This window comes from Mesorhizobium amorphae CCNWGS0123, from assembly GCF_001686985.1.
In the GTDB taxonomy this organism is placed as follows: domain Bacteria; phylum Pseudomonadota; class Alphaproteobacteria; order Rhizobiales; family Rhizobiaceae; genus Mesorhizobium; species Mesorhizobium amorphae.
Map to the genome: position 1 here is coordinate 4,713,523 of NZ_CP015318.1, position 21,028 is coordinate 4,734,550.

The 21,028-nt window shown below is 67.1% G+C and carries 20 protein-coding genes, 1 tRNA gene and 1 riboswitch; of the genes, 18 read left to right on the top strand and 3 right to left on the bottom strand.

All coding sequences use genetic code 11. From position 1 onward, the window contains the following. Positions 1 to 80 precede the first annotated feature (80 nt). The 9 genes from A6B35_RS22285 (at position 81) to A6B35_RS22320 (ending at position 10,239) form a co-directional block, all read left to right on the top strand. Complete coding sequence (locus A6B35_RS22285; protein WP_006203256.1) at positions 81 to 1,280, top strand: winged helix-turn-helix domain-containing protein; 1,200 nt, start codon at positions 81 to 83, stop codon at positions 1,278 to 1,280. 29 nt (positions 1,281 to 1,309) lie between these two features. Then, positions 1,310 to 1,516, top strand: a riboswitch (cobalamin riboswitch). Between the two features lie 39 nt (positions 1,517 to 1,555). Further along, the gene (locus tag A6B35_RS22290) at positions 1,556 to 1,984 is read left to right on the top strand and encodes a DUF1636 family protein (protein ID WP_006203258.1); all 429 of its coding nucleotides are present in this window, start codon (positions 1,556 to 1,558) and stop codon (positions 1,982 to 1,984) included. Between the two features lie 2 nt (positions 1,985 to 1,986). Continuing rightward, the gene (cobW, locus tag A6B35_RS22295) at positions 1,987 to 3,024 is read left to right on the top strand and encodes a cobalamin biosynthesis protein CobW (RefSeq protein WP_006203259.1); all 1,038 of its coding nucleotides are present in this window, start codon (positions 1,987 to 1,989) and stop codon (positions 3,022 to 3,024) included. A 17-nt stretch (positions 3,025 to 3,041) separates the two neighbouring features. After that, complete coding sequence (locus tag A6B35_RS37535) at positions 3,042 to 4,643, top strand: cobaltochelatase subunit CobN (protein WP_425312824.1); 1,602 nt, start codon at positions 3,042 to 3,044, stop codon at positions 4,641 to 4,643. Next, a complete protein-coding gene (locus A6B35_RS37540) occupies positions 4,580 to 6,574 on the top strand; it encodes a cobaltochelatase subunit CobN (protein ID WP_425312825.1) in 1,995 nt (664 codons plus the stop codon). Before A6B35_RS37535 ends, A6B35_RS37540 begins: the two co-directional genes overlap by 64 nt. Further along, the gene (gene cobG, locus A6B35_RS22305; protein WP_065518254.1) at positions 6,571 to 8,088 is read left to right on the top strand and encodes a precorrin-3B synthase; all 1,518 of its coding nucleotides are present in this window, start codon (positions 6,571 to 6,573) and stop codon (positions 8,086 to 8,088) included. Before A6B35_RS37540 ends, cobG begins: the two co-directional genes overlap by 4 nt. Positions 8,089 to 8,090: 2 nt before the next feature. Continuing rightward, positions 8,091 to 8,723, top strand: coding sequence for a precorrin-8X methylmutase (locus A6B35_RS22310; RefSeq protein ID WP_040583071.1), 633 nt, complete (start codon positions 8,091 to 8,093; stop codon positions 8,721 to 8,723). Further along, the gene (locus A6B35_RS22315) at positions 8,720 to 9,478 is read left to right on the top strand and encodes a precorrin-2 C(20)-methyltransferase (protein ID WP_006203264.1); all 759 of its coding nucleotides are present in this window, start codon (positions 8,720 to 8,722) and stop codon (positions 9,476 to 9,478) included. Before A6B35_RS22310 ends, A6B35_RS22315 begins: the two co-directional genes overlap by 4 nt. After that, complete coding sequence (locus A6B35_RS22320; protein ID WP_006203265.1) at positions 9,475 to 10,239, top strand: precorrin-3B C(17)-methyltransferase; 765 nt, start codon at positions 9,475 to 9,477, stop codon at positions 10,237 to 10,239. The genes A6B35_RS22315 and A6B35_RS22320 overlap by 4 nt, the downstream gene beginning before the upstream one ends. Here A6B35_RS22320 and A6B35_RS22325 read toward each other — a convergent pair. Then, positions 10,203 to 10,985: a cobalt-precorrin-6A reductase gene (locus A6B35_RS22325; protein WP_040583072.1), complete on the bottom strand. Its 783-nt coding sequence runs from the start codon at positions 10,983 to 10,985 to the stop codon at positions 10,203 to 10,205. The two genes, A6B35_RS22320 and A6B35_RS22325, sit on opposite strands and share 37 nt — an antisense overlap. A 1-nt stretch (position 10,986) precedes the next feature. On the opposite strand from A6B35_RS22325, the gene A6B35_RS22330 reads away from it, so the two are divergent. Genes A6B35_RS22330 through cobT form a run of 7 tightly spaced genes read left to right on the top strand, consistent with a single transcriptional unit; the run spans position 10,987 to position 17,309 of the window. Continuing rightward, the gene (locus tag A6B35_RS22330; RefSeq protein ID WP_006203267.1) at positions 10,987 to 12,228 is read left to right on the top strand and encodes a bifunctional cobalt-precorrin-7 (C(5))-methyltransferase/cobalt-precorrin-6B (C(15))-methyltransferase; all 1,242 of its coding nucleotides are present in this window, start codon (positions 10,987 to 10,989) and stop codon (positions 12,226 to 12,228) included. Continuing rightward, positions 12,225 to 12,611: a cobalamin biosynthesis protein gene (locus tag A6B35_RS22335; RefSeq protein ID WP_040583080.1), complete on the top strand. Its 387-nt coding sequence runs from the start codon at positions 12,225 to 12,227 to the stop codon at positions 12,609 to 12,611. Before A6B35_RS22330 ends, A6B35_RS22335 begins: the two co-directional genes overlap by 4 nt. Beyond that, positions 12,608 to 13,372 carry a precorrin-4 C(11)-methyltransferase gene (cobM, locus tag A6B35_RS22340; protein WP_006203269.1) on the top strand — a complete coding sequence of 255 codons (765 nt, stop codon included), beginning with the start codon at positions 12,608 to 12,610 and terminating at the stop codon, positions 13,370 to 13,372. Before A6B35_RS22335 ends, cobM begins: the two co-directional genes overlap by 4 nt. After that, complete coding sequence (gene cobA, locus A6B35_RS22345) at positions 13,369 to 14,187, top strand: uroporphyrinogen-III C-methyltransferase (protein WP_006203270.1); 819 nt, start codon at positions 13,369 to 13,371, stop codon at positions 14,185 to 14,187. The genes cobM and cobA overlap by 4 nt, the downstream gene beginning before the upstream one ends. Next, positions 14,184 to 15,494 carry a cobyrinic acid a,c-diamide synthase CobB gene (locus A6B35_RS22350; RefSeq protein ID WP_065518255.1) on the top strand — a complete coding sequence of 437 codons (1,311 nt, stop codon included), beginning with the start codon at positions 14,184 to 14,186 and terminating at the stop codon, positions 15,492 to 15,494. The genes cobA and A6B35_RS22350 overlap by 4 nt, the downstream gene beginning before the upstream one ends. Positions 15,495 to 15,497: 3 nt before the next feature. Further along, positions 15,498 to 16,274 (top strand): adenosylcobinamide-GDP ribazoletransferase, encoded by a 777-nt coding sequence (locus tag A6B35_RS22355; RefSeq protein ID WP_006201110.1) that lies wholly within the window; start codon positions 15,498 to 15,500, stop codon positions 16,272 to 16,274. Between the two features lie 24 nt (positions 16,275 to 16,298). Then, positions 16,299 to 17,309: a nicotinate-nucleotide--dimethylbenzimidazole phosphoribosyltransferase gene (gene cobT, locus A6B35_RS22360; RefSeq protein WP_065518256.1), complete on the top strand. Its 1,011-nt coding sequence runs from the start codon at positions 16,299 to 16,301 to the stop codon at positions 17,307 to 17,309. Positions 17,310 to 17,832: 523 nt separating this feature from the next. Here the strand turns inward: cobT and A6B35_RS22365 are convergent. Next, positions 17,833 to 17,908, bottom strand: a tRNA-Lys gene (locus A6B35_RS22365). A gap of 103 nt (positions 17,909 to 18,011) precedes the next feature. Continuing rightward, complete coding sequence (locus A6B35_RS22370; protein WP_040583599.1) at positions 18,012 to 18,923, bottom strand: PhzF family phenazine biosynthesis protein; 912 nt, start codon at positions 18,921 to 18,923, stop codon at positions 18,012 to 18,014. Positions 18,924 to 19,024: 101 nt separating this feature from the next. Between A6B35_RS22370 and A6B35_RS22375 the strand changes: the two genes are divergently transcribed. Together A6B35_RS22375 and A6B35_RS22380 are read left to right on the top strand one after the other, a co-directional pair. After that, positions 19,025 to 20,317: an efflux RND transporter periplasmic adaptor subunit gene (locus tag A6B35_RS22375; RefSeq protein ID WP_006205002.1), complete on the top strand. Its 1,293-nt coding sequence runs from the start codon at positions 19,025 to 19,027 to the stop codon at positions 20,315 to 20,317. Further along, positions 20,274 to 21,026, top strand: coding sequence for an ABC transporter ATP-binding protein (locus tag A6B35_RS22380; protein ID WP_425277671.1), 753 nt, complete (start codon positions 20,274 to 20,276; stop codon positions 21,024 to 21,026). Before A6B35_RS22375 ends, A6B35_RS22380 begins: the two co-directional genes overlap by 44 nt. Positions 21,027 to 21,028 lie beyond the last annotated feature (2 nt).

Below are 21,028 nucleotides of genomic sequence, written 5' to 3' on the forward strand. Positions count from 1 at the left end.
ATATCCCGCCAAAACCCTGCTAGCATGACCCGGAATCATCGGTTTTTGCTTGGCTGTAACAGCATCGGGGCGACGTCTCTATGAAGGAAAAAATCTCGCTCGGCATGGCCCGGCGCATCGCTCTCGCCGCGCAGGGGTTCACCGACCCGAGACCGGGCGGCACACCGGACCGGCGCCACCTGGCCCGGGTGCTTAGCCGTACCGGCCTGCTGCAGATCGATTCCGTCAGCGCGGTGGTTCGCGCCCACTATATGCCGCTCTATTCACGCCTTGGATCCTACCCGCTCGCCTTGCTCGACAATGCCGCCGTGACGCGCAAGCGCACGGTGTTCGAATATTGGGCGCACGAGGCGTCTTTCCTGCCGGTCGAGACATACCCGCTGATGCGCTGGCGCATGCAGCGGGCCGAGCAAGGTGATGAGATGTATCTGGGGCTCGCCAAATGGGGCCGCGAACACGCCGGCTATATCGAGGAGATCTACCGCAGTGTCGTCGATCGCGGCCCGATCGCCGCTTCCGCGCTCGAGGGCCAGAAGGGCTCGGGCGGCTGGTGGGGCTGGAGCCACGCCAAGCATGCCTTCGAATGGCTGTTCTGGGCAGGCCGCATCACCACGGCGTCGCGTCGCGGCTTCGAACGGTTCTATGACCTGCCCGAACGCGTCCTGCCGCAGGCGATCCTCGACTTGGCCGTGCCGGCTGCCGAGGATGCGCACCGGGAATTGCTGCGCATGTCCGCACGCGCCCATGGCGTCGCCACCGCCGGCGACCTGCGCGACTACTTTCGTCTCTCGCCAGCCGACATGAAGGGCCGCCTCGAGGAACTGGTCGAAACGGGCGAGCTGCTGCCAGTGCGTGTCGAGGGTTGGGGCAAGCCGGCTTACATGCACAAGGACGCCCGTTTGCCGCGCCGGATCGAGGCGCGCGCCCTGCTGGCGCCGTTCGACCCGGTCGTCTTCGAACGGGCGCGGGCGGAGAGGCTGTTCGACTTCCGCTACCGCATCGAGATCTACACGCCGGCCGAAAAACGCCAGTACGGCTACTATGTGCTGCCGTTCCTGCTCGGCGACCGGATCGTCGCCCGCGTCGACTTGAAGGCCGATCGCCCGGCCAGCGTGCTGCGCGTCCACGCCGCCTACGCCGAAGCCTGCGCGCCACCCGAAACCGCCGCTCAGCTCTTCGAGGAGTTGAAGCAGATGCAGGGCTGGCTTGGACTTGAGCGCATCGAGGTGACGCCCGCGGGCGACCTGGGCCCGGCGCTGGCCGACATCGCCGTGTCGTAGACGCGCGTTGACACGGCTGTCCCTACAAGCCTAAATCCGCTGCAGACGGTCTCCTCTCGGCAAAGGGAGGAGCCAAGAGGGAATGCGGTGCGGGATCTGAAGATCTCAAATCCGCGGCTGTCCCCGCAACTGTAAGCGACGAGCCTCAGCCGAAAACCACTGGGATGTTCCCGGGAAGGCGGCATCCGAGGCGATGACCCGCGAGCCAGGAGACCTGCCGTCTGAGACATAAAGAATCCGATCGCCTGGCGGGTTTTCCGGGCAAGGAGCCTGATTTGGAGCGCGACAGCAGTTTTCCGGCTGAGACAGCGGACATATTGTCCGGCGGCGACGATTCCCTCGCCGGCGTCACCATTATCGTCTGCGCCTCCTGCCGCGACGAAACCGGCTCCGACGCCCATCCCCGCGCCGGCGAACTGCTGGCGCAAGACACGCGCCTTGCCGCTTCGGACGAAAACCTGCGCATCCGCACCGTCGAATGCCTCGGCAATTGCAAGCGCCGCCTCAGCGCCGCCATCCTGCGCGACGGCTGCTGGAGCTACGTGTTCGGCGACCTGACCACGACCAGCGGCGCCGACCTCGTCGCCGGCGCAAAGCTCTTCGCCACCTCGACCGACGGCCTCATCCCCTGGCGCGGCCGCCCGGATTCCTTGAAGCGCGGCCTCGTCGCCCGCATCCCTCCCCTCGATATCCTGAAGGACTGACCATGACCGCCTCCGTTTCCCGTGTCCCCTGCACCGTCGTCACCGGCTTCCTCGGCGCCGGCAAGACGACGCTGGTCCGCCATCTACTGGAAAACGCCGGCGGCAAGCGGCTGGCCATCATCGTCAACGAGTTCGGCGACATCGGCATCGACGGCGAAATTTTGAAAGGCTGCGGCATCGACACCTGCCCGGAGGAAAACATCGTCGAGCTAGCCAATGGCTGTATCTGCTGCACCGTCGCCGACGATTTTGTCCCTGCGCTGGACCAGATCCTGTCGCTGACGCCGAAGGTCGACCACATCCTGATCGAGACCTCCGGCCTTGCTCTCCCCAAGCCGCTGGTCCAGGCCTTCCAGTGGCCGACGGTAAAAAGTCGCGTCACGGTCGATGGCGTGATCGCGGTGGTCGACGGACCGGCACTGGCCGAAGGCCGCGTCGCCAACGACATGGACGCCCTGCAGGCGCAGCGCGCGCAGGACGAGACGCTCGATCATGACGACCCGGTCGAGGAGGTGTTCGAGGACCAGATCGCCTGCGCCGACCTGATCATCCTGTCGAAGAGCGATTTGATGGACGCCGCCGGCTCGGCCCGCGCCAACGCGATCATCAACGAACACTCCGCCCGCGCCGTGAAGATCGTGCCGACGTCGCAAGGCAAGGTCGATCCGTCGGTGCTGCTCGGCCTCGGCCTCGCCGTCGAAGACGACATCGAGAACCGCAAATCCCATCATGACGGCGCATTCGACCACGAGCATGACGACTTCGACACGTTCATTGTCGACATTCCCTCGATCGCCAATCCCGATGAGCTGGCGAAACGCGTCGCCACCGCCGCCGAAGAGGAAAACGTATTGCGCGTGAAAGGCTTCGTCGAGGTCGGCGGCAAGCCGATGCGGCTTTTGCTGCAGGCCGTCGGCCCACGCGTCAACCACTACTACGATCGTGCCTGGACGGCCGACGACGACCGCCGCTCGCGCCTCGTCGTCATCGGCCTGAAGGGGCTGAACCGCCCGGCCATCGAGCGTATCCTCGCCGGCTGAGGCAAAACCGAACCGCGATGCACATCCTCACCACCACATCCGCCTCGCTCGACGACCTTGCCGAGCCTGTCGATCTCCGGCAGACGCCGGCGGATATCGTGGCGCTGTCCTTCACCGACAGCGATCTCTCCGGACTGGCGGCGGCGTGGAAGGCGGATGCCGCGCGCCTGCCGTCGATGCGGCTCGCCGCACTTCGCGATTTGCGCCATCCGATGTCCGTCGATCTCTGGGTCGACAGCGTGGCACGACATGCCAGGGTGATCCTGGTGCGCATCCTCGGCGGCTATGACTGGTGGCGCTATGGCTGCGACCAGCTTGCCGCGATCGCCCGCGAGCGTGGCATCAAACTGGCGCTGCTGCCCGGCGAGAGCCACGACGAGGATCTGCGGCTGATCGAAGGTTCGACGCTGCCGCGCGAGGAGTTGGACGCCTTGCTCGGCTATTTCCGTGAGGGCGGGCCGGCGAATATGAGTGCGCTGGTGCGGAGGCTGGCGCGGCTGGCTGGGTCGGATGCGGCGGTTGCCGAGCCGGTTGCGGTGCCGAAGGCCGGCTACTACGAGCCTGGACAGGGCGTCGTGGAGAAGCCTAACCTCTCGAATGTCGGCGCCGCCGTCATCCCCGTCCTGTTCTACCGCTCTATGCTGCTCGCCGCCGACGTCGCGCCGATCGACGCACTTTTTGACGAGCTCCACCAGCGCGGCATGGTTCCCGTGCCGATCTTCGTCTCGAGCCTCAAGGACGCGGTTTCCCTCGCCTTTGTCGAGAATGCACTGGCAAACCTGAACTCCGCTGCCATCGTTACCGCCACAGCCTTCGCCTCCGGCGCCGAGCCCGGCATCGAAACCCTGTTCGACCGCGCCGGCGTGCCGGTCTTCCAGGTCATCGTCGCCACCACCAGGCGCGACGTCTGGGAGAAAAACCAGCGCGGCCTGGCGCCCGCCGACCTTGCCATGCATGTCGTGCTGCCCGAACTCGACGGCCGCATCCTGGCCGGCGCCATTTCCTTCAAAGGCGAAAGCGAGACCGATCCCGCTCTGGCCTTCCGCGCCTTCGCCAACCGGCCGGAGCCGGACCGCGTCGCGCAAGTTGCGAACCGCATCGAGGCGTTTATCCGCCTGCAGCGCGCGCCGCGCGAAGAGCGCAAGCTCGCCATCCTGATCCCCGACTATCCAAGCGCGCCCGGCCGCACCGGCTATGCGGTCGGCCTCGACGTGCCCTCCAGCGTGCTGGCCATGCTGCACGACCTGAGGGAACAGGGCTACGCCGTTGAAGGGATTCCGCAATCGCCGCGCGAGTTGCTGGAGGCGCTGGAAGCGGGAGGCCATGGGCTCGACTTGGAGGATTACCTCGCCTTTTCGGAGATGCCCGAAGCCGCGCGCGAAGCGATGGAAGCAGCGTGGGGGAAAGCCAATAACGACCCTCACATCAAGGCGCGCCCCTCTGTCCTGCCGGACATCTCCCCCACTTGGGGGAGATTGGCAGCTCCATTGCCGGCTCTCTTCCTGCAACGTTTGAGATTGGCGAAAGCCGAGATGAGGGCCCAATCTCCCCCCAAGTGGGGGAGATGTCCAGCAGGACAGAGGGGGGCGCGACAGAACGCAAACCTTGGCGGTCGGTAGCCGAAAAACGCTTCCCCTTCCGCGCCGCCACCTTCGGCAAAGTCACCGTGGCGCTCGCTCCCGATCGCGGCCGTTCAGCCGACCGCCGCGCCGACTACCACGACCCGACACTCCCTCCGCGCCATGAACTGATCGCCTTCGGCCTGTGGCTGCGCAAATCGCTGGGCGTCCATGCCCTCATCCATGTCGGCGCCCACGGCACGCTGGAATGGCTGCCCGGCAAGACCGTCGCGCTCAGCGAGACCTGCTTTCCGGAAATCGTCACCGGCGCGCTGCCCGTCATCTACCCCTTCATCGTCTCCAACCCCGGCGAAGCGGCGCAAGCTAAGCGGCGCATTGCCGCCGTCACGCTTGGCCATCTGCCGCCGCCGCTGGCCGGCGCCGGACTGGACGAGAACCAGCACAAGCTTGAACGCCTGGTCGACGAATATGCCCAGGCCGACGGGCTCGACCGCCGCCGCCGCGACCGGCTGGCCAAGCTGATCGTCGACACAGCGCAAAAGACCGGCCTCGCCTCCGAAGCCGGCGTTGCCAGGACCGACGCGCCCGACGAGGCGCTGCGCCGCATCGACGCCTGGCTCTGCGACCTCAAGGACTTCGCCATCAAGGACGGCTTGCATATCTACGGCCGTGCACCGGACGACGAGCCCGATGCCATGCGCCGCCAAAGTGCCGAGGCCGAAAAGGCAGCGCTTCTCGCGGCGCTCGACGGCCGCCACATCAAGGCCGGGCCGGCCGGCGCGCCGTCGCGCGGCCGCTCCGACGTGCTGCCCACCGGCCGCAACCTGTTCACCTCGGACCCGCGCACCATGCCGACGCCGACTGCCTTTGATCTGGGCAGAGCCGCGGCCGAGGAAGTGGTGCGCAGCTACATGCAGTCGCATGGCGACTGGCCGCGCTCGCTGGTCATCGACCTCTGGGGTTCGGCGTCGCTGCGCACCGGCGGCGAGGAGATCGCGCAAGGCCTGGCGCTGATGGGCTGCCGGCCGCAGTGGGATGCCGGCACAGGCCGCGTCACCGGCATCGAGGTGCTGCCGCCGGCCTCGCTCGGCCGTCCGCGCGTCGATGTCACCTGGCGCATATCGGGCCTGTTCCGCGACATGTTCCCGACCCAGATCGCGCTGATCGACGCCGCGGCGAATGCCGTTGCCACCCGCGACGAGGAGGATTCGGAAAACCCGCTGGCGGCCAGGACCCGGACCGAGGGCAAGATCAGCCCGCGCATTTTCGGCACCTCGCCCGGCACCTACGGCGCCGGCGTCGAGGATCTCTTGTCGAGCGGCGACTGGGTGGCGCGCGAAGAAATCGGCCGCGCCTATCTCGACGCCACCTCGCATGCCTATGGCGGCGCCGACGGCGAAGCGGTCTCCGCGCCCGGCGCCTTCGAGACCCGTATCGCCGAGGCCGACCTCCTCGTCCACACCGGCGACGACCCCGGCCGCGACATTTTGGAAGGCTCAGCCGATGTCGCCTTCATCGGCGGCTTTTCGGCGGCTCTTGCGGCCCTCGGCAGGAATGCCGACGTCATCGTGCTCGACACCACAGACCCGCAGAAACCGAAGCCGCGTTCGGTCGGCGAAGCTGTGTCGCGCGTCGTGCGCGCCCGCGCCGTCAACCCGCGCTTTATCGCCGGCCAGATGCGCCATGGCCCGCGCGGCGCCTCGGAATTCGCCGAGACCGTCGACCGGCTGGTCGGCTTTGCCGAAACCACCCAGGCCATTTCAGGCACGCTGATCGAAGCCGTGCATGACGCCTATCTCGGCGACGCAGAAGTTCGCGCCTTCATCCTGCGCGAGAACCCGGCGGCGGCCAAAGTCATCGCCGAGCGCTTCCAGTCGGCGCGGCGGCGCGGTCTCTGGCATCCGCTGCGCAATTCGATCGACGACGATCTCGCCGCTTTGATCGCCGAAGCCCATGGGGTGGCGGCATGAACGCCTTCTCCCGCCGAGGCGCCTGCCCTGCGCTCAGCAAGCCGATGCAGACCGGCGACGGACTGCTGGTGCGGCTCAATCCGGTCGCTGGAGGACTTGCCCCGAAATCGTTGATCGGACTCGGCGAATCCGCCTTGCGGCACGGCAACGGCATCATGGAAGTCACCGCGCGCGGCAGTCTACAGATCCGGGGATTGACGCCGGAGAGCGCGCGGCTGCTGGCCGGAGAGGTCGATGCGCTCGGCATTGCCGTGCGCACCGGCGTGCCGATCGAGACCGGACCGCTGGCGGGGCTCGACCCGCAGGAAGTCGCCGACCCACGCCCGCTGGCGGAAAGCGTGCGTGCAGCGGTTGATCAAGCCGGGCTGGCGCAGCGGCTGGGGCCGAAGGTCTCGGTCGTTGTCGACGGCGGCGGGCAGTTGGCCATGGATGCGGTGACGGCCGATGTGCGGCTGATCGCGGTGCGGACCGGCGCTGACGTCCTGTGGGCTGTATCTGTTGCCGGTGACAACCAAAGCGCGATACCGCTTACAGCGGTCGATGAAGATGCCGCGCGCGACATTGCCGTTGCGGCGCTCAGAATGGTTGCCGAGAAGGGCCGCGAAGCCCATGCGAGGGATTTGTCGGAGAGGCAGTTGGCCTCGCTCGCAAGCTGGCACTCCGTCACGCCCCCCTCTGTCCTGCCGGACATCTCCCCCACGAGGGGGGAGATTGCGCTGTCATCACCGCTTTCGCCAATCACCACCGTTGCCCTGCCGCCTGTCGAACCTATTGAAGTGAGGGGGCCGGCGCCTGAGCTGCCAATCTCCCCCCTCGTGGGGGAGATGTCCGGCAGGACAGAGGGGGGCGCGAAGGAACGCTTTCCGCTGACACATTCGGCCCGCTCGCCCGTCGGCGTCTTCGACCTGGCCACAGCCGGCGTCGCCCTCGGCATAGGCCTGCCCTTCGGCAGCATGCCTGCAGAAAAGCTCATCGACCTCATACGACAGGCCCTCGCCCTAGGCACCACCGAAATCCGCCTGGCGCCGGGCCGGGCACTTCTTTTCCTCGGCATGCCGCTATCCGCCTGCCCCTGGCTCCAGAACTCCGCCACCACCCTCGGCTTCGTCACAACCCCCGCCGACCCACGCACGCGCATCGCCGCTTGCCCCGGCACGCCGGCCTGCGCCTCCGGCCAAATAGTCACCCGCGACATCGCCGAGACGGTCGCTTCGGAAACCGCCGACATCCTCGATGCCTCCCTCACCCTGCACATTTCCGGCTGTGCCAAGGGCTGCGCTCATCCGGGCAAAGCAGCGCTGACCTTGGTCGGTGACGAAAACGGAGCCGGACTTGTCGTGGACGCGACGGCAAAAGCTCTTCCTGCCGGATACAGGCCGGGCTATGACGCCGCGCGCGGTGTCAGTGGCGTTGCAGCGGCAATCCGCAAAGAACGACTTCGGGGCGAGACCGCCGCTGCCTGCCTGGCAAGGCTTGGCGCGGCCGGCATCGCAGAAGCTTACCGACAGGAATGAGCATGGCCGCCTACGACTACATCCACGACGGCACGGCGATCTACGAGCGCTCCTTCGCCATCATCCGCGCCGAAGCCGACCTGTCGCGCTTCTCGGAGGCAGAGGCCGATGTCGCGATCCGCATGATCCATGCCTGCGGCCAGGTCGAGGCCGCTCAGCATTTTGTCTTTTCCAGCGATTTCGTCACCGCCGCGCGCGCCGCCTTGGCTGCCGGAGCACCGATCTTCTGCGATGCCGAAATGGTCTCGCATGGCGTCACCCGCGCCCGGCTGCCGGCTGGCAACGAGGTGATCTGCACGCTGCGCGACGCGCGCACCGCCGAAATCGCCAAAGCGATCGCCAACACCCGCTCGGCCGCCGCCATCGATCTGTGGGGCGAGCGCATGGCCGGTTCGGTCGTCGCCATCGGCAATGCGCCGACCGCGCTTTTCTACCTGCTGGAAAAGCTGCGCGACGGCGCGCCGAAGCCGGCGGCAATCATCGGCATGCCGGTCGGTTTCGTCGGTGCTGCCGAATCGAAGGACGCGCTGGCCGAGAACTCCTATGGCGTGCCTTACGCCATCGTGCGCGGCAGGCTGGGCGGCAGCGCCATGACCGCCGCCGCGCTTAACGCATTGGCGAGGCCCGGCCTGTGAACGCTTTTCCCAAAGGCCGTCTTGTCGGCGTCGGCACCGGTCCCGGCGACCCCGAATTGTTGACGCTGAAGGCCGCGCGGGCATTGGCTGAGGCCGATGTCGTCGCCTACTTCGCCAAGCGCGGCAACAACAGCAATGCGCGCGCCATCGTCGAGGCGCGCTTCCGGCCGGACATGCTGGAACTGCCGCTGCTCTATCCGGTGACGACGGAGATCGACAAGGATCACGACGACTACCGCTCGCAGATCACCGAATTCTACGAGCAATCGGCCGAGGCGGTCGCCGGGCATCTCGATGCCGGCAGGATGGTCGCGGTGTTGTCGGAAGGCGACCCGCTCTTCTACGGCTCCTACATGCATCTGCATGTCCGGCTGGCGCACCGTTTCCCCACAGAAGTCATTCCCGGCGTCACCGCCATGTCCGGCTGCTGGTCCGCGACCGGCCTGCCGATCGTCCAGGGCGACGACGTGCTGACCGTGCTGCCGGGCACGATGAGCGAGTTCGAACTGACGCGCCGGCTGGCCGACACCGATGCCGCCGTCATCATGAAGGTCGGCCGCAACCTGCCCAAGATCAGGCGCGCGCTGCAGGCGACCGGCAAGTTGACGCGGGCCGTCTATGTCGAGCGCGGCACCATGCCGGGCAGCGTCTCGATGCGGCTGGCCGACAAGCAGGACGACAAGGCGCCCTACTTCGCCATCGTTCTGGTGGCCGGTTGGTCGGCCCGGCCCGGCGCGGCGGGGGCCAAGCCATGAGCGGCCGCCTCACCGTCATCGGCCTTGGGCCAGGCAATGCCGACCAGGTCACGCCCGAAGCGAGCCGCGCCGTGGCGGAAGCCAAATTCTTCTACGGCTACAAGCCCTATCTCGACCGGCTCGAGCTGCGCCCGGACCAGACCCGCGTCGCCTCCGACAATCGCGAGGAGCTCGCCCGCTCCAAGGATGCTTTGATCAAAGCCGCCGAAGGCCATGATGTCGCCGTCGTCTCCGGCGGCGACCCCGGCGTCTTCGCCATGGCGGCGGCTGTCTGCGAGGCGATCGAGGCCGGCCCTGCCGAATGGCGCGCCGTCGACGTCGCCGTCGTGCCCGGCATCACTGCCATGCTCGCGGTGGCCGCCCGCATCGGCGCGCCGCTCGGCCATGATTTCTGCGCCATCTCGCTGTCCGATAATCTGAAGCCGTGGGAATTGATCGAACTGCGTTTGCTGGCGGCAGCCGGCGCCGGCTTCGTCATCGCGCTCTACAACCCGATCAGCAAGGCGCGCCCCTGGCAGCTCGGCCGCGCCTTCGAATGCCTGACGGCCATCCTGCCCGGCACGACGCCGGTCATCTTCGGCCGCGCCGCCGGCCGGCCCGACGAGCGCATCGAGGTTTTTCTGCTTGCCGACGCCGATGCGGAAAAGGCCGACATGGCGACCTGCATCATCATCGGCTCTCCGGAAACCAGGATCATCCGCCGCGGCGAGCGGCCGTCGCTGGTCTACACGCCGCGCTCCGCGACGGGCCCAGGAAAATGACCGACCAGAAAATGATCGACCATGTCGGCGAGCGCCTCGACCGTTTCAGCCGACGGAACGTCCGGCAGCGCCGGCCTGCGCACCATGATCACCTCGATGCCAAGCGCTCGAGCCGCGGCGATCTTGCCGTAGGTCGCCTCGCCGCCGCTGTTCTTGGACACGATAACGTCGATGCCGTGCTCGACAAGCAGCGCGCGTTCGTCGGCTTCCCGAAACGGCCCGCGCGCCAGCAGATAGATCGCATCGGGCACCGTAAGCTTCGGTTCGACCGGATCGACGCTGCGGATGAGATAGTGATGCTGCGGTGCTGCCTCGAAGGCGGCGACCTCTTGCCGGCCAAGCGCCAGGAAGGTCCTGCGCGACGCGGCTCCCAGGGCCTGCGCCGCATCGGCGACCTTATCGACCAGCGTCCAACGGTCACCCTCGACAGGCTCCCAGCCGGGACGCCTGAGTGCCATGATCGGCACGTCGGCTTGCCGCGCCGCTTGCGCCGCATTGGCGGAGATGCGCGCCGCATAGGGATGCGTGGCGTCGATCAGCAGATCCGTGCCGGCTTGCTTGAGATGCGCCGCCAGCCCGTGCGCACCACCGAACCCTCCCGTGCGGACAGGCACGCCTTGCGCGACAGGGCTCTCGGTGCGGCCCGCCAGCGACAGGGTAACCGAGAGATCGGCGCGAAGAGCCAGCTTTCCCGCCAACTGCCGGGCTTCGGTGGTTCCGCCGAGGATCAGAATGCGGTGGGTCATCATGCCTGCTGAGGGTCCGCGCAGCGCCAAGCTCAACTCAAGATGGCTCACCATCGTCGGCATCAGCGAGGACGGTGTAGCGGGTCTCGGCGACGAGGCCAAGCAGCGGATCGCGCAAGCCGAAGTCATCTTCGGCGGCAAGCGGCATCTCGCGCTGGTCGCTTCCTTCGCCAAGGGCGAGGCGCGGCCCTGGCCGGTTCCTTTCGATGCCGAGATGGCCGACGTGCTGGCGCTTGCCGGCAAAAGCGTCTGCGTGCTGGCCTCCGGCGACCCGTTCTTCCACGGCGTCGGCGCCACCCTCGCCCGCAAGGTGAAGACGCAGGACATGCATGTTATCCCTGCGCCATCGTCCGTCTCGCTGGCCGCATCCCGCCTCGGCTGGGCCTTGCAGGACATCGAGACCATTTCCCTGCATGGCCATTCGATCGACCTGATCCGGCCGCTGCTGCACCCCGGCACACGCATCCTTGCCCTGACCTCCGACGCCGAAGCGCCGGCGGCGATCGCGCGGCTGCTGACCGAACTCGATTTCGGCAAATCGAAGCTGACCGTTCTGGAGGCGCTGGGTGGCAGAAACGAGCAAGTCCGCGAGGCGCGCGCGAATACATTCGAACTGCAAACCATCAATCCGCTCAACGTGCTGGCGATCGAAGTTGACTCAACTCCGGATGCCCGAATCCTGCCGCTGACATCAGGCTTGGCCGATCATCTGTTCGACCATGACGGCCAGATTACCAAGCGCGAGATCCGCGCCATGACTCTGTCAGCGCTGGCGCCGCGGCGCGGCGAATTGCTGTGGGATATCGGCGCCGGCTCCGGCTCGGTCGGCATCGAATGGATGTTGGCGCACTCTTCCTTGCGCGCCGTCGCTATCGAGGCCGATTCGACCCGTGCCGCCCGCATTCATCGCAACGCTGCTGCTTGCGGTGTCCCCGGCCTTGTCGTCGTCGAAGGTTCGGCGCCGAAGGTGCTAGCCAAGCTGCAAACGCCCGATGCGATCTTCATCGGCGGCGGCGGCAGCGATGCCGGCGTGCTCAATGCAGCCATCAAGGCACTACGCCCCGGTGGCCGCCTGGTGGCCAATGCCGTGACGCTGGAGATGGAGGCCTTGCTGCTTGCCCAGCACACCAGGCACGGCGGCGATCTGACCCGCATCGCCATATCGCGCGCCTCCCCTGTCGGCTCCATGCAGGCCTGGCGCCCGGCCATGCCGGTCACCCAATGGAGCTGGGTGAAGCCATGATGGTCGCGGGCATCGGCAGCCGCAAAGGCGTCAACGCAAGCGAGGTGCTTGCGGCGATAGAAACCGCGCTGGAAGCACACGGGCTGGCGACGACGGCGCTGTCCGCCCTGGCGACCGCCTCTCTCAAGCAGGACGAACCGGCAATCTTCTCCGCGGGCCGCGACCTTGCCCTCCCGGTGATCGTTGTCGCGGACGATGCCCTCGAGGCCGCATCCTCCCGCACGCTCAGCCGCTCCGAACTTTCGCAGGCGCATGCCGGCACGCCGTCGGTTTCGGAAGCATCGGCCCTCGCCGCCGCCGGCAAGGGCGCAAAACTGCTCGGCCCGCGCACCGTGCTCGGCGCGGTCACCTGCGCCATCGCCATCAGCGGAGATGCGCCATGACCGTCCATTTCATCGGCGCCGGCCCCGGAGCTGCCGACCTCATCACCTTGCGCGGCGCAAAACTGCTGGCCAGTTGCCCGGTCTGTCTCCATGCCGGATCGATCGTCGCCCCGGAATTGCTGCAGCACTGCGCGCCCGGGACAAAGATAATCGACACCGCGCCGATGTCGCTGGACGAGATCGAGGCCGAATATCTGGCCGCTCACAAAGCCGGCCATGATGTCGCCCGCCTCCATTCCGGCGACCTCTCGGTATGGAGCGCGGTGGCCGAACAGATCCGGCGGCTGGAGAAGCATGGCATCCCCTACACGCTGACGCCGGGCGTGCCCTCCTTCGCTGCCGCTGCCGCAGCATTGCGCCGCGAACTCACCATTCCCGAGATCGCGCAAAGCCTGGTGCTGACCCGCGTCTCCGGCCGTGCGTCGAAGATGCCGCCCGGCGAAACACTTGCGGGCTTCGGCCGCACCGGCGCCACGCTCGCCATCCATCTCGCCATCCATGCCATCGACCGTGTTGTCGCCGAGCTGACGCCGCTCTATGGCGCCGACTGCCCGGTGGCGGTGGTTTTCCGCGCCTCCTGGCCGGACGAGCGCGTCATGACCGGCACGCTGGCGACCATCGAGGCACAGCTCGCCGAAAATCCGATGGAACGCACGGCGATCATCTTCGTCGGCACTTCGCTGGCAGCACAGGATTTCGGCGAGAGTTCACTTTACGACGCCCACTACCAGCGGCGTTTTCGCGGACGGGACGGATTGTGAGCGGCAGCGCCAAGCATAAGAGCGGAAACGCAACGGTCGAGCAGGCGCTCGCGCGGCTGAATTTCAAGCCGCGGGAGCTGGAGCCCGGACACGTCTGGCTGGCCGGTGCCGGCCCCGGCGATCCCGGCTGCCTGACGCTGGAGGTGCTGGCCGCACTCGGACAATGCGACGCGCTTGTCTATGATGCGCTGGTCTCGCCCGATGTCGTTGCTGTCGCCGAGGGCGCCGAGCTGTTTTATGCCGGCAAGCGCGGTGGCCAGCCGTCGATGAAACAGGACGACATCACCGCCTTGCTGGTGCGGCTGGCGCGCGAGGGACGCCGCGTCGTCAGGCTGAAGGGCGGCGATCCCTATATTTTCGGCCGCGGCGGCGAGGAAGCACTGGCGCTCGCGCGTGAAGCGATCCCGTTCCGCGTCCTGACCGGCTTGACGTCGGGCCTTAGCGCACTCGCTGCGGCCGGCATCCCCGCCACCATGCGCGGCATCAACAAGGCGGTGATCCTGGCGACCGGCCACGCCGCTGGTACGGAAGACGACCTCGACTGGGCGGCAATCGCCCGCACCGGCCAGCCCGTGGTCGTCTATATGGGCATGGCCAATCTGCCCGTCATCGCCGCTTCGCTGCTCGATGGCGGCCTGGCACCGTCGACACCGGCGGCGGTGATCGTGTCCGCGACCACGCCGCAGGAGCGCATCGTCGTCGCCACGCTCTCCACCATCGCTGAAGACGCGGCCGCAGCCGGTTTGACCGCGCCGGCACTGATCGTCGTCGGCGGCATCGTCGCCATGCGCGCGGCACTGGCGGGCGAGCCATGACCCGCGCCATTATCATCGGCGCACCGCGCTCGGGCTCGGGCAAGACCAGCGTCACCATCGGCATCCTGCGCGCGCTTGCCCGGCGCGGCGTCAAGGTGCGCGGCGCCAAGTCCGGGCCAGACTATATCGACCCCGGCTTCCACACCGCCGCCACGGGGCTGTCCGGCGTCAATCTCGACAGCTGGGCGATGTCGCCGGCTCTGCTCAACGCGCTCGCCGGCAACGCGACCGAGGATGCCGACTTCGTCTTCCTCGAAAGCGCAATGGGCCTGTTCGACGGCATTCCCGCGCCGGCCGGGCGCTCCGGATCGGCCGCCGACTTGGCGCGGCTCTACGGCCTGCCGGTGCTGCTGGTGCTCGACGTGTCCGGACAGTCGACGACTGCCGCAGCCGTCGCCAAGGGCTTTGCCACCTATGACCCCGACGTGCGCATGGCCGGCGTCGTGCTCAACCGGCTCGGCAGCGAACGCCACCGCCGGCTCTGCGGCGACGCCATCGAGGCGCTCGGCCTGCCCGTCGTCGGCGCCATCCTGCGCGATCCCACGCTCAACCTGCCCGAACGCCATCTCGGCCTCGTCCAGGCCGGCGAATACGAGAACCTGATGGCACATCTCGACCTTCTGGCCGACATGGCCGAGCGCTCGCTCGATCTCGACGCCATCATGGCGCTGGCCGCACCCTTCGCGCCGGCTCCCGGCGGCTTCGGCGATGCCTTGCAACCGCCCGGCCAGCGCATTGCGCTGGCGGAGGATGCCGCCTTTACCTTCCTCTATCCGCATGTCGCCACCTACTGGCGCAAGGCCGGCGCCGAGATCGTCCCCTTCTCGCCGCTCGCCGACGAGGCGCCTGACGTCAGCTGCGACGTCTGCTGGTTGCCGGGCGGCTATCCCGAGCTACATGCCGGCCGCCTTGCCGATGCCCGGAATTTCCGTGCCGGCATGGCGAGCTTCGCGGCAGCGAAACCGGTGCATGGCGAGTGCGGCGGCTTCATGGTGCTGGGCGAAGCGCTGGAGGACGCGTCGGGGCAGACGCACAAAATGCTCGGCCTGCTCGGCCACTCCACCAGCTTCGCCAAGCGCAAGATGAACCTCGGCTACCGCGAGGCGCGGCTGCGCGCCGATTGTCCGCTGGGAGGCCAGGGCTCGCTGGTCCGTGGCCATGAGTTCCACTATGCGCAGATGCTTGCTGCCGGCAATGACGAGCCGCTCGCCGACCTCGCCGACGGCCAAGGCAATCCGCTCGGTGCCTCCGGCTACCGGCGCGGCCATGTCAGCGGCACCTTCTTCCATGCCATTGCGAGGGGCTAGCGCATGAAGCTTTGGAATTCGACCCTTTCGCCCCGGCAGATCCTCGACGACATCGCGCTTTGCCTGGTCTTCTTCACAAGACTGCCGCTGCCCGTCTTCGACTTTCGCGGCCGCAGCCTCGCCGCCGCGATCTGGGCCGCACCTGTCGCCGGCCTTGCCGTCGGCCTGATCGGCGCGGTCGTCTACGCTACGGCGGAACGATTTGGCCTTGCCATGGGTCCGGCGGCCGCCCTTGCGCTCGCGGCGACCTTGCTCGCCACCGGCTGCCTGCACGAGGACGGGTTGTCCGATGTCGCCGACGGCTTTGGCGGCGGCAAGACGCGCGGCCTGAAACTGGAGATCATGCGCGACAGCCGCATCGGCGCCTACGGCGCATCGGCGCTGGCTCTGTCGCTGCTGATCCGCTGGAGCGTGCTTTCGCAACTCGCCGACCCCACGCAGGCGCTCTTCGCCCTCATTGCCGCGCATGCCGCCTCACGCGGCTTGCTCGGCGCCTTCATGCATCTCTTGCCCTCGGCGCGGTCAGACGGCCTTTCGGCCGGCGCCGGCACCGTTTCGGTCGAAACAGCCATAGCCGGTGCCGTGCTCGGCGCGGTCCCGCTGCTCTTGCTCGGGCCCGGAGGCGCCGTTGTCGCGGTCATCCTGCTCGGCCTGCTGTTTGCCGCGTTCCGCGCCCTTTGCCTCAACCAGATCGATGGCCAGACCGGCGATACGGTCGGCGCCCTGCAGCAGTTGGGCGAGATCACGATCCTGCTCGTCGCTTCCGTTTCCCTATCCTGACTCTTCCCCGGAGACTTTGCCCCCATGCCCTTCAAATCGCTTGATGAACTGCGCGCCGCTTGCCTCGACCTGCCTGCCGGCAGCGATGCGGCGGCCAATGCTGTCGCCCGCCGCCAGGACACGCTGACCAAACCGCAAGGCAGCCTTGGCCGTCTCGAGACCATCGCCGCCTGGCTCGCCCGCTGGCAGGGCCGCGACATGCCGAAGCTCGATCGTGTCAAAGTCTTTGTCTTCGCCGGCAACCACGGCGTCACCGCGCAGGGCGTCTCGGCTTTCCCGTCCGAAGTCACCGTGCAGATGGTGGCGAACTTCGCCGGCGGCGGCGCCGCCATCAACCAGCTTGCCCGCATCGCCGGCGCCGAACTCGACGTCATTCCCCTCGATCTCGACCATCCGACCGGCGACTTCACGCAAGCCGCGGCGATGGACGAGACGGCATTCCTCGCCGCCGTCTCGGCCGGCTACGATGCGGTGACGAACGATATCGACCTCGTCTGCTTCGGCGAAATGGGCATCGGCAACACCACGCCGGCGGCAGCGATTTCGGCGGCACTTTTCGGTGGCGGCGCGGAGAAATGGACGGGCCGCGGCACCGGCGTCGACGATGCCGGCCTGAAGCGCAAGGTCACGGCAATCGAGGCTGGCCTGAAGCGCCACGCCGACGCGCTAACCGACCCGCTTAAGATCGCCGCCACGCTGGGCGGCCGCGAACTCGCCGCCATCTTCGGCGCGACACTGGCCGCGCGCCACAACAATGTGCCGGTGCTGCTCGACGGCTTTGTCTGCAGCGCCGCCGCCGCACCTTTGGCTCGGTTGCACCCGACCGGGCTCGCCCACACGCTCGCCGCCCATGTCTCGGCCGAATCCGGCCACCGTCGTCTGTTGGAGGCGCTCGGCCTGCCCCCGCTGCTCGACCTCGGCATGCGGCTCGGTGAAGGCTCCGGCGCCTGCCTGGCGGTCAACATCGTCCGCTCGGCGCTCGAATGCCACGCCCGCATGGCAAGCTTTGCGGAAGCCGGCGTGTCGGAAAAGTAAACCCGGTCGGAGTTTCAACGCTGCTGGTGCATTTGAAGACAGCGAGCGTGGCCGCTCTACTCGCGACCACGCTTCCGCAGGATGAACAGGTCCGGCGCACAGCCGATCACGGACCAAGAACAGCGTTAACCGTTCGTTAGCCACGCTGTCCTAATTTGAGACATCCGACGCAGATCGTCGGGTAGAGGTCGCGCTGGCTTTTCGGACCCAGCCAAGCCCCGCCAAGGCTAGCGCGACCACTACTTTTAAAGCAAAATATTCCGTATGCAACCCATACGTGCGATTAACCTTACTGCATAACCTTAAAGTTAGCGACCACGGTTTGCTCAGGCAGCGACCAACGGGCCGCCTCCCCCGTTCATCGCGACGAGACCGCTGCCTGCGGACGCCAATATCGCTTTTCGATTCGGCCGCGTTTTTGAACCCGGAAAACGCTGCTTTTGAACAAGAACGGTCACGTTGACGCGAGTCGCCTCACGTCCCATCGTTCCAGGGTCTTTTCCACCAAGTTTTTTGAAAAATTTGGTGGGTGCGCACAGGATTGAACTGTGGACCCGCTGATTAAGAGTCAGCTGCTCTACCAACTGAGCTACGCACCCACTCGGCCGGAAAACCGGCGTCGGCGGGCATATAGCCGCCGATCTCGGGGATGTCCAGCCCTGCCGGAATCATTTCCCGACAAATCGACCAAGCCGCTCGCGATCAGACCAAAAGCTTGCCTTCCGCCACCCTGATGGCATGGCCACCGATGCGGGCGGACGCCAGTTTTCCGCCTTCGACATTGAGTTCGAGCCGGATGCGCGAAGGCCGCCCCATCTCCAGCCCCTGCTCGATCCACAGCTGCGAAATGCCGTCCGTCGGGCCGTCGAAATGCATGATCGCGCCGGCGAAGGCGGCCGCGGCGGAACCGGTTGCGGGGTCTTCATAAGAAGGGCTGCCGGGCACGATCATGCGGACATGGAAGGCACTTTCGTGGTTCACCGTCTCGCGGCAGTAGACATAGGGGCTGGCGAAAGCCCAGTCGCTCTTGCGCGGCGCCAGCTCCGACCAGGCCTGGTTGTCGAGCCTGATCCGCGCCGCCGCTTCAAGGCTGGCAACGGGGATAGTCACGTAAGGCACGCCCGCCGACCAGAACGAGACACGGTGATTCTCGAAGCCGAGCTCGTGCGGCCCGAGCCCAAGTGCCGCCCCGATCGCCTCCGGGTCGGCCGACAGTTCCAGCCGCTCCGGCAGCTTCGCTAGGTCGAACTCGGCGAAGGTGGCGCCATCGTGTTTGCTGACGGCGCAGCGCACCGGACCGATATTCTCCTCCAGCACGAAGATGCCGGCGGCCTCGCTGTCGCCGGCCCGTTCGGCAAGCGCGATTGCCGAGCCGACGGTCGGGTGGCCGGCGAACGGCATTTCGTAGTCGGGGGTGAAGATGCGGATGCGGGCACGATGCTTCGGATTGTCGGCCGGCAGCACGAAGACCGTCTCCGACAGGTTGAATTCGCGCGCGATGGCCTGCATCGCGGCCGTGTCCAGTCCTTTGCCATCCAGCACGACAGCCAGCGGGTTGCCGGCCAGCCGCTCGGTCGTAAACACATCGTAAAGCAAGTAGTTCCGGGTTTGCATTCTTGCCTCAATCCAAACATGGGCGAAATTTAATTTGAAATTTGAACCACAAAGCCTGATCTGTGCACAGATAGGGACATTGCGCATTATAGGGGTCCGGCTTGGACCAGCTTGTCAATCCGCCAAAGGCGGAATCGGATTCCGCCATCGAAACGGCGCTTGGGCTTGATCGGGGCGGTCTGCGGAAGAAACGCCGCCGTGGCTGGCTCTACGCGCTGCTGGCGCTGGTCGCCATCGCCGCCGGCATCGGCCTCTACCAATGGTATGCCGGCGCACCCGCCAAGATCGACTATACGACCGTGCCGGCCGCCGTCGCAGACCTCACCGTCGTGGTCTCGGCCACCGGCACGCTGCAGCCCCTCACCCAGGTCGACATTTCCAGCGAATTGTCCGGCGTCGTCCGTTCGGTCTCGGTCAACGAGAACCAGCAGGTGAAGAAGGGTGACGTGCTGGCGGCGCTCGACACCGCCAAGCTGGAGGTGCAGATCGAGCGTGCCCAGGCGTCCGCCAAGGCAGCGGCGGCGAGTCTCGAGGACGCGACGGTAACGTTGAAGGAAAACGAAAGCGCACTCACCCGCGCGGCAGCGCTGACCAAGCGCGGCATGGCGACGGACCAGTCGCTCGAAGCGGCCACCGCGACGCGTGACCGCTCCAAGGCAGCGCTCGACAGCGCCGAAGCCAATCTTGCCATCGCCAGTGCCGACCTCAAGGCGCAGCAGACGGATCTGGCCAAGAGCACCATCTATGCCCCCATAGACGGCATCGTTCTGACGCGCTCGGTCGATCCCGGCCAGACCGTCGCCTCCTCGCTGCAGGCGCCGGTGCTGTTCATCATCGCGGCCGATCTTAGAAACATGGAGTTGAAGGCGGCTGTCGACGAGGCCGACATCGGCGCGGTCAAGACCGGTCAGCATGCGCGCTTCACCGTTGACGCTTTCCCGGAGCGGCCCTTCGACGCCGAGATCCGCGACATCTCCTACGCGTCCGTCACCACCGATGGCGTCGTCACCTATGACGCGCGCCTCGAGGTCGACAACAACGAGCTTCTGCTCAGGCCCGGCATGACCGCCACCGTTTCGGTCGTCACCAAACAGGCCAAGGGCGTGCTTACCGTGCCGTCCACCGCCTTCCGCTACCGGCCGGCGCAAGCCGCCGCCCGCAGCTGGAGCCTGAGGGACCTGTTCACCGGCCGCATGGGCCGCCCCGGCGGCAACCGCCAGCGCCAGGCCACGACGACCCCGACCGACGGCTCGCGCACGCTCTACGTGCTGGAAAACGGCCGGCCGCGTGCCGTCAACGTCAAGATCGGCTCCACCGACGGCGAGCTGACCGAGATCATTTCGGGCCTGGATGAGGGCGCTCAGGTCATCACCGGCTCGCAGCTGCGGAGCTGACCCCGTGCCGGGCCCCGTCCTCATCAGCTTCGACAAGGTCTGGAAAACCTATGGCCAGGGCGAGGCGCGGGTGCATGCGCTGGCCGGCGTCGATCTGGCCATTCGCAAGGGCGAGTTCGTCGCCATCATGGGCCCGTCCGGTTCGGGCAAATCGACGGCGATGAACATCATCGGCTGCCTCGATACACCGACGGCGGGTACCTACAGTTTCGAAGGCATCGATGCCGGACGGCTCGACCGCAACCGCCGCGCCCTGCTGCGCAACCTCTATGTCGGCTTCGTCTTCCAAGGCTACAATCTCTTGCCGCGCACCACGGCGGCCGAAAATGTCGAGCTGCCGCTGATCTATCGCGGCGTCGCCAGAAGCGAGCGCCACAAGCTTGCCATGCAGGCGCTGGCGGAGGTCGGCCTTGTCGGCCGCGAGCATCATACGCCGGCCGAACTCTCCGGCGGCCAGCAGCAGCGCGTGGCGATCGCGCGCGCCATCGTCACACGGCCGACGCTGCTTGTCGCCGACGAGCCGACCGGCAATCTCGACACCGCCCGCACGCATGAGATCATGGAACTGCTGACGCGGCTGAACGGCGAGCTTGGCCTGACCATCGCCATGGTCACGCACGAAGCCGACGTCGCCGCCTATGCCGAGCGCACCATCCGCTTCCTCGACGGCCATGTCGCCTCCGACACGGCCAGCCTTGAGGTGGCCTAGAC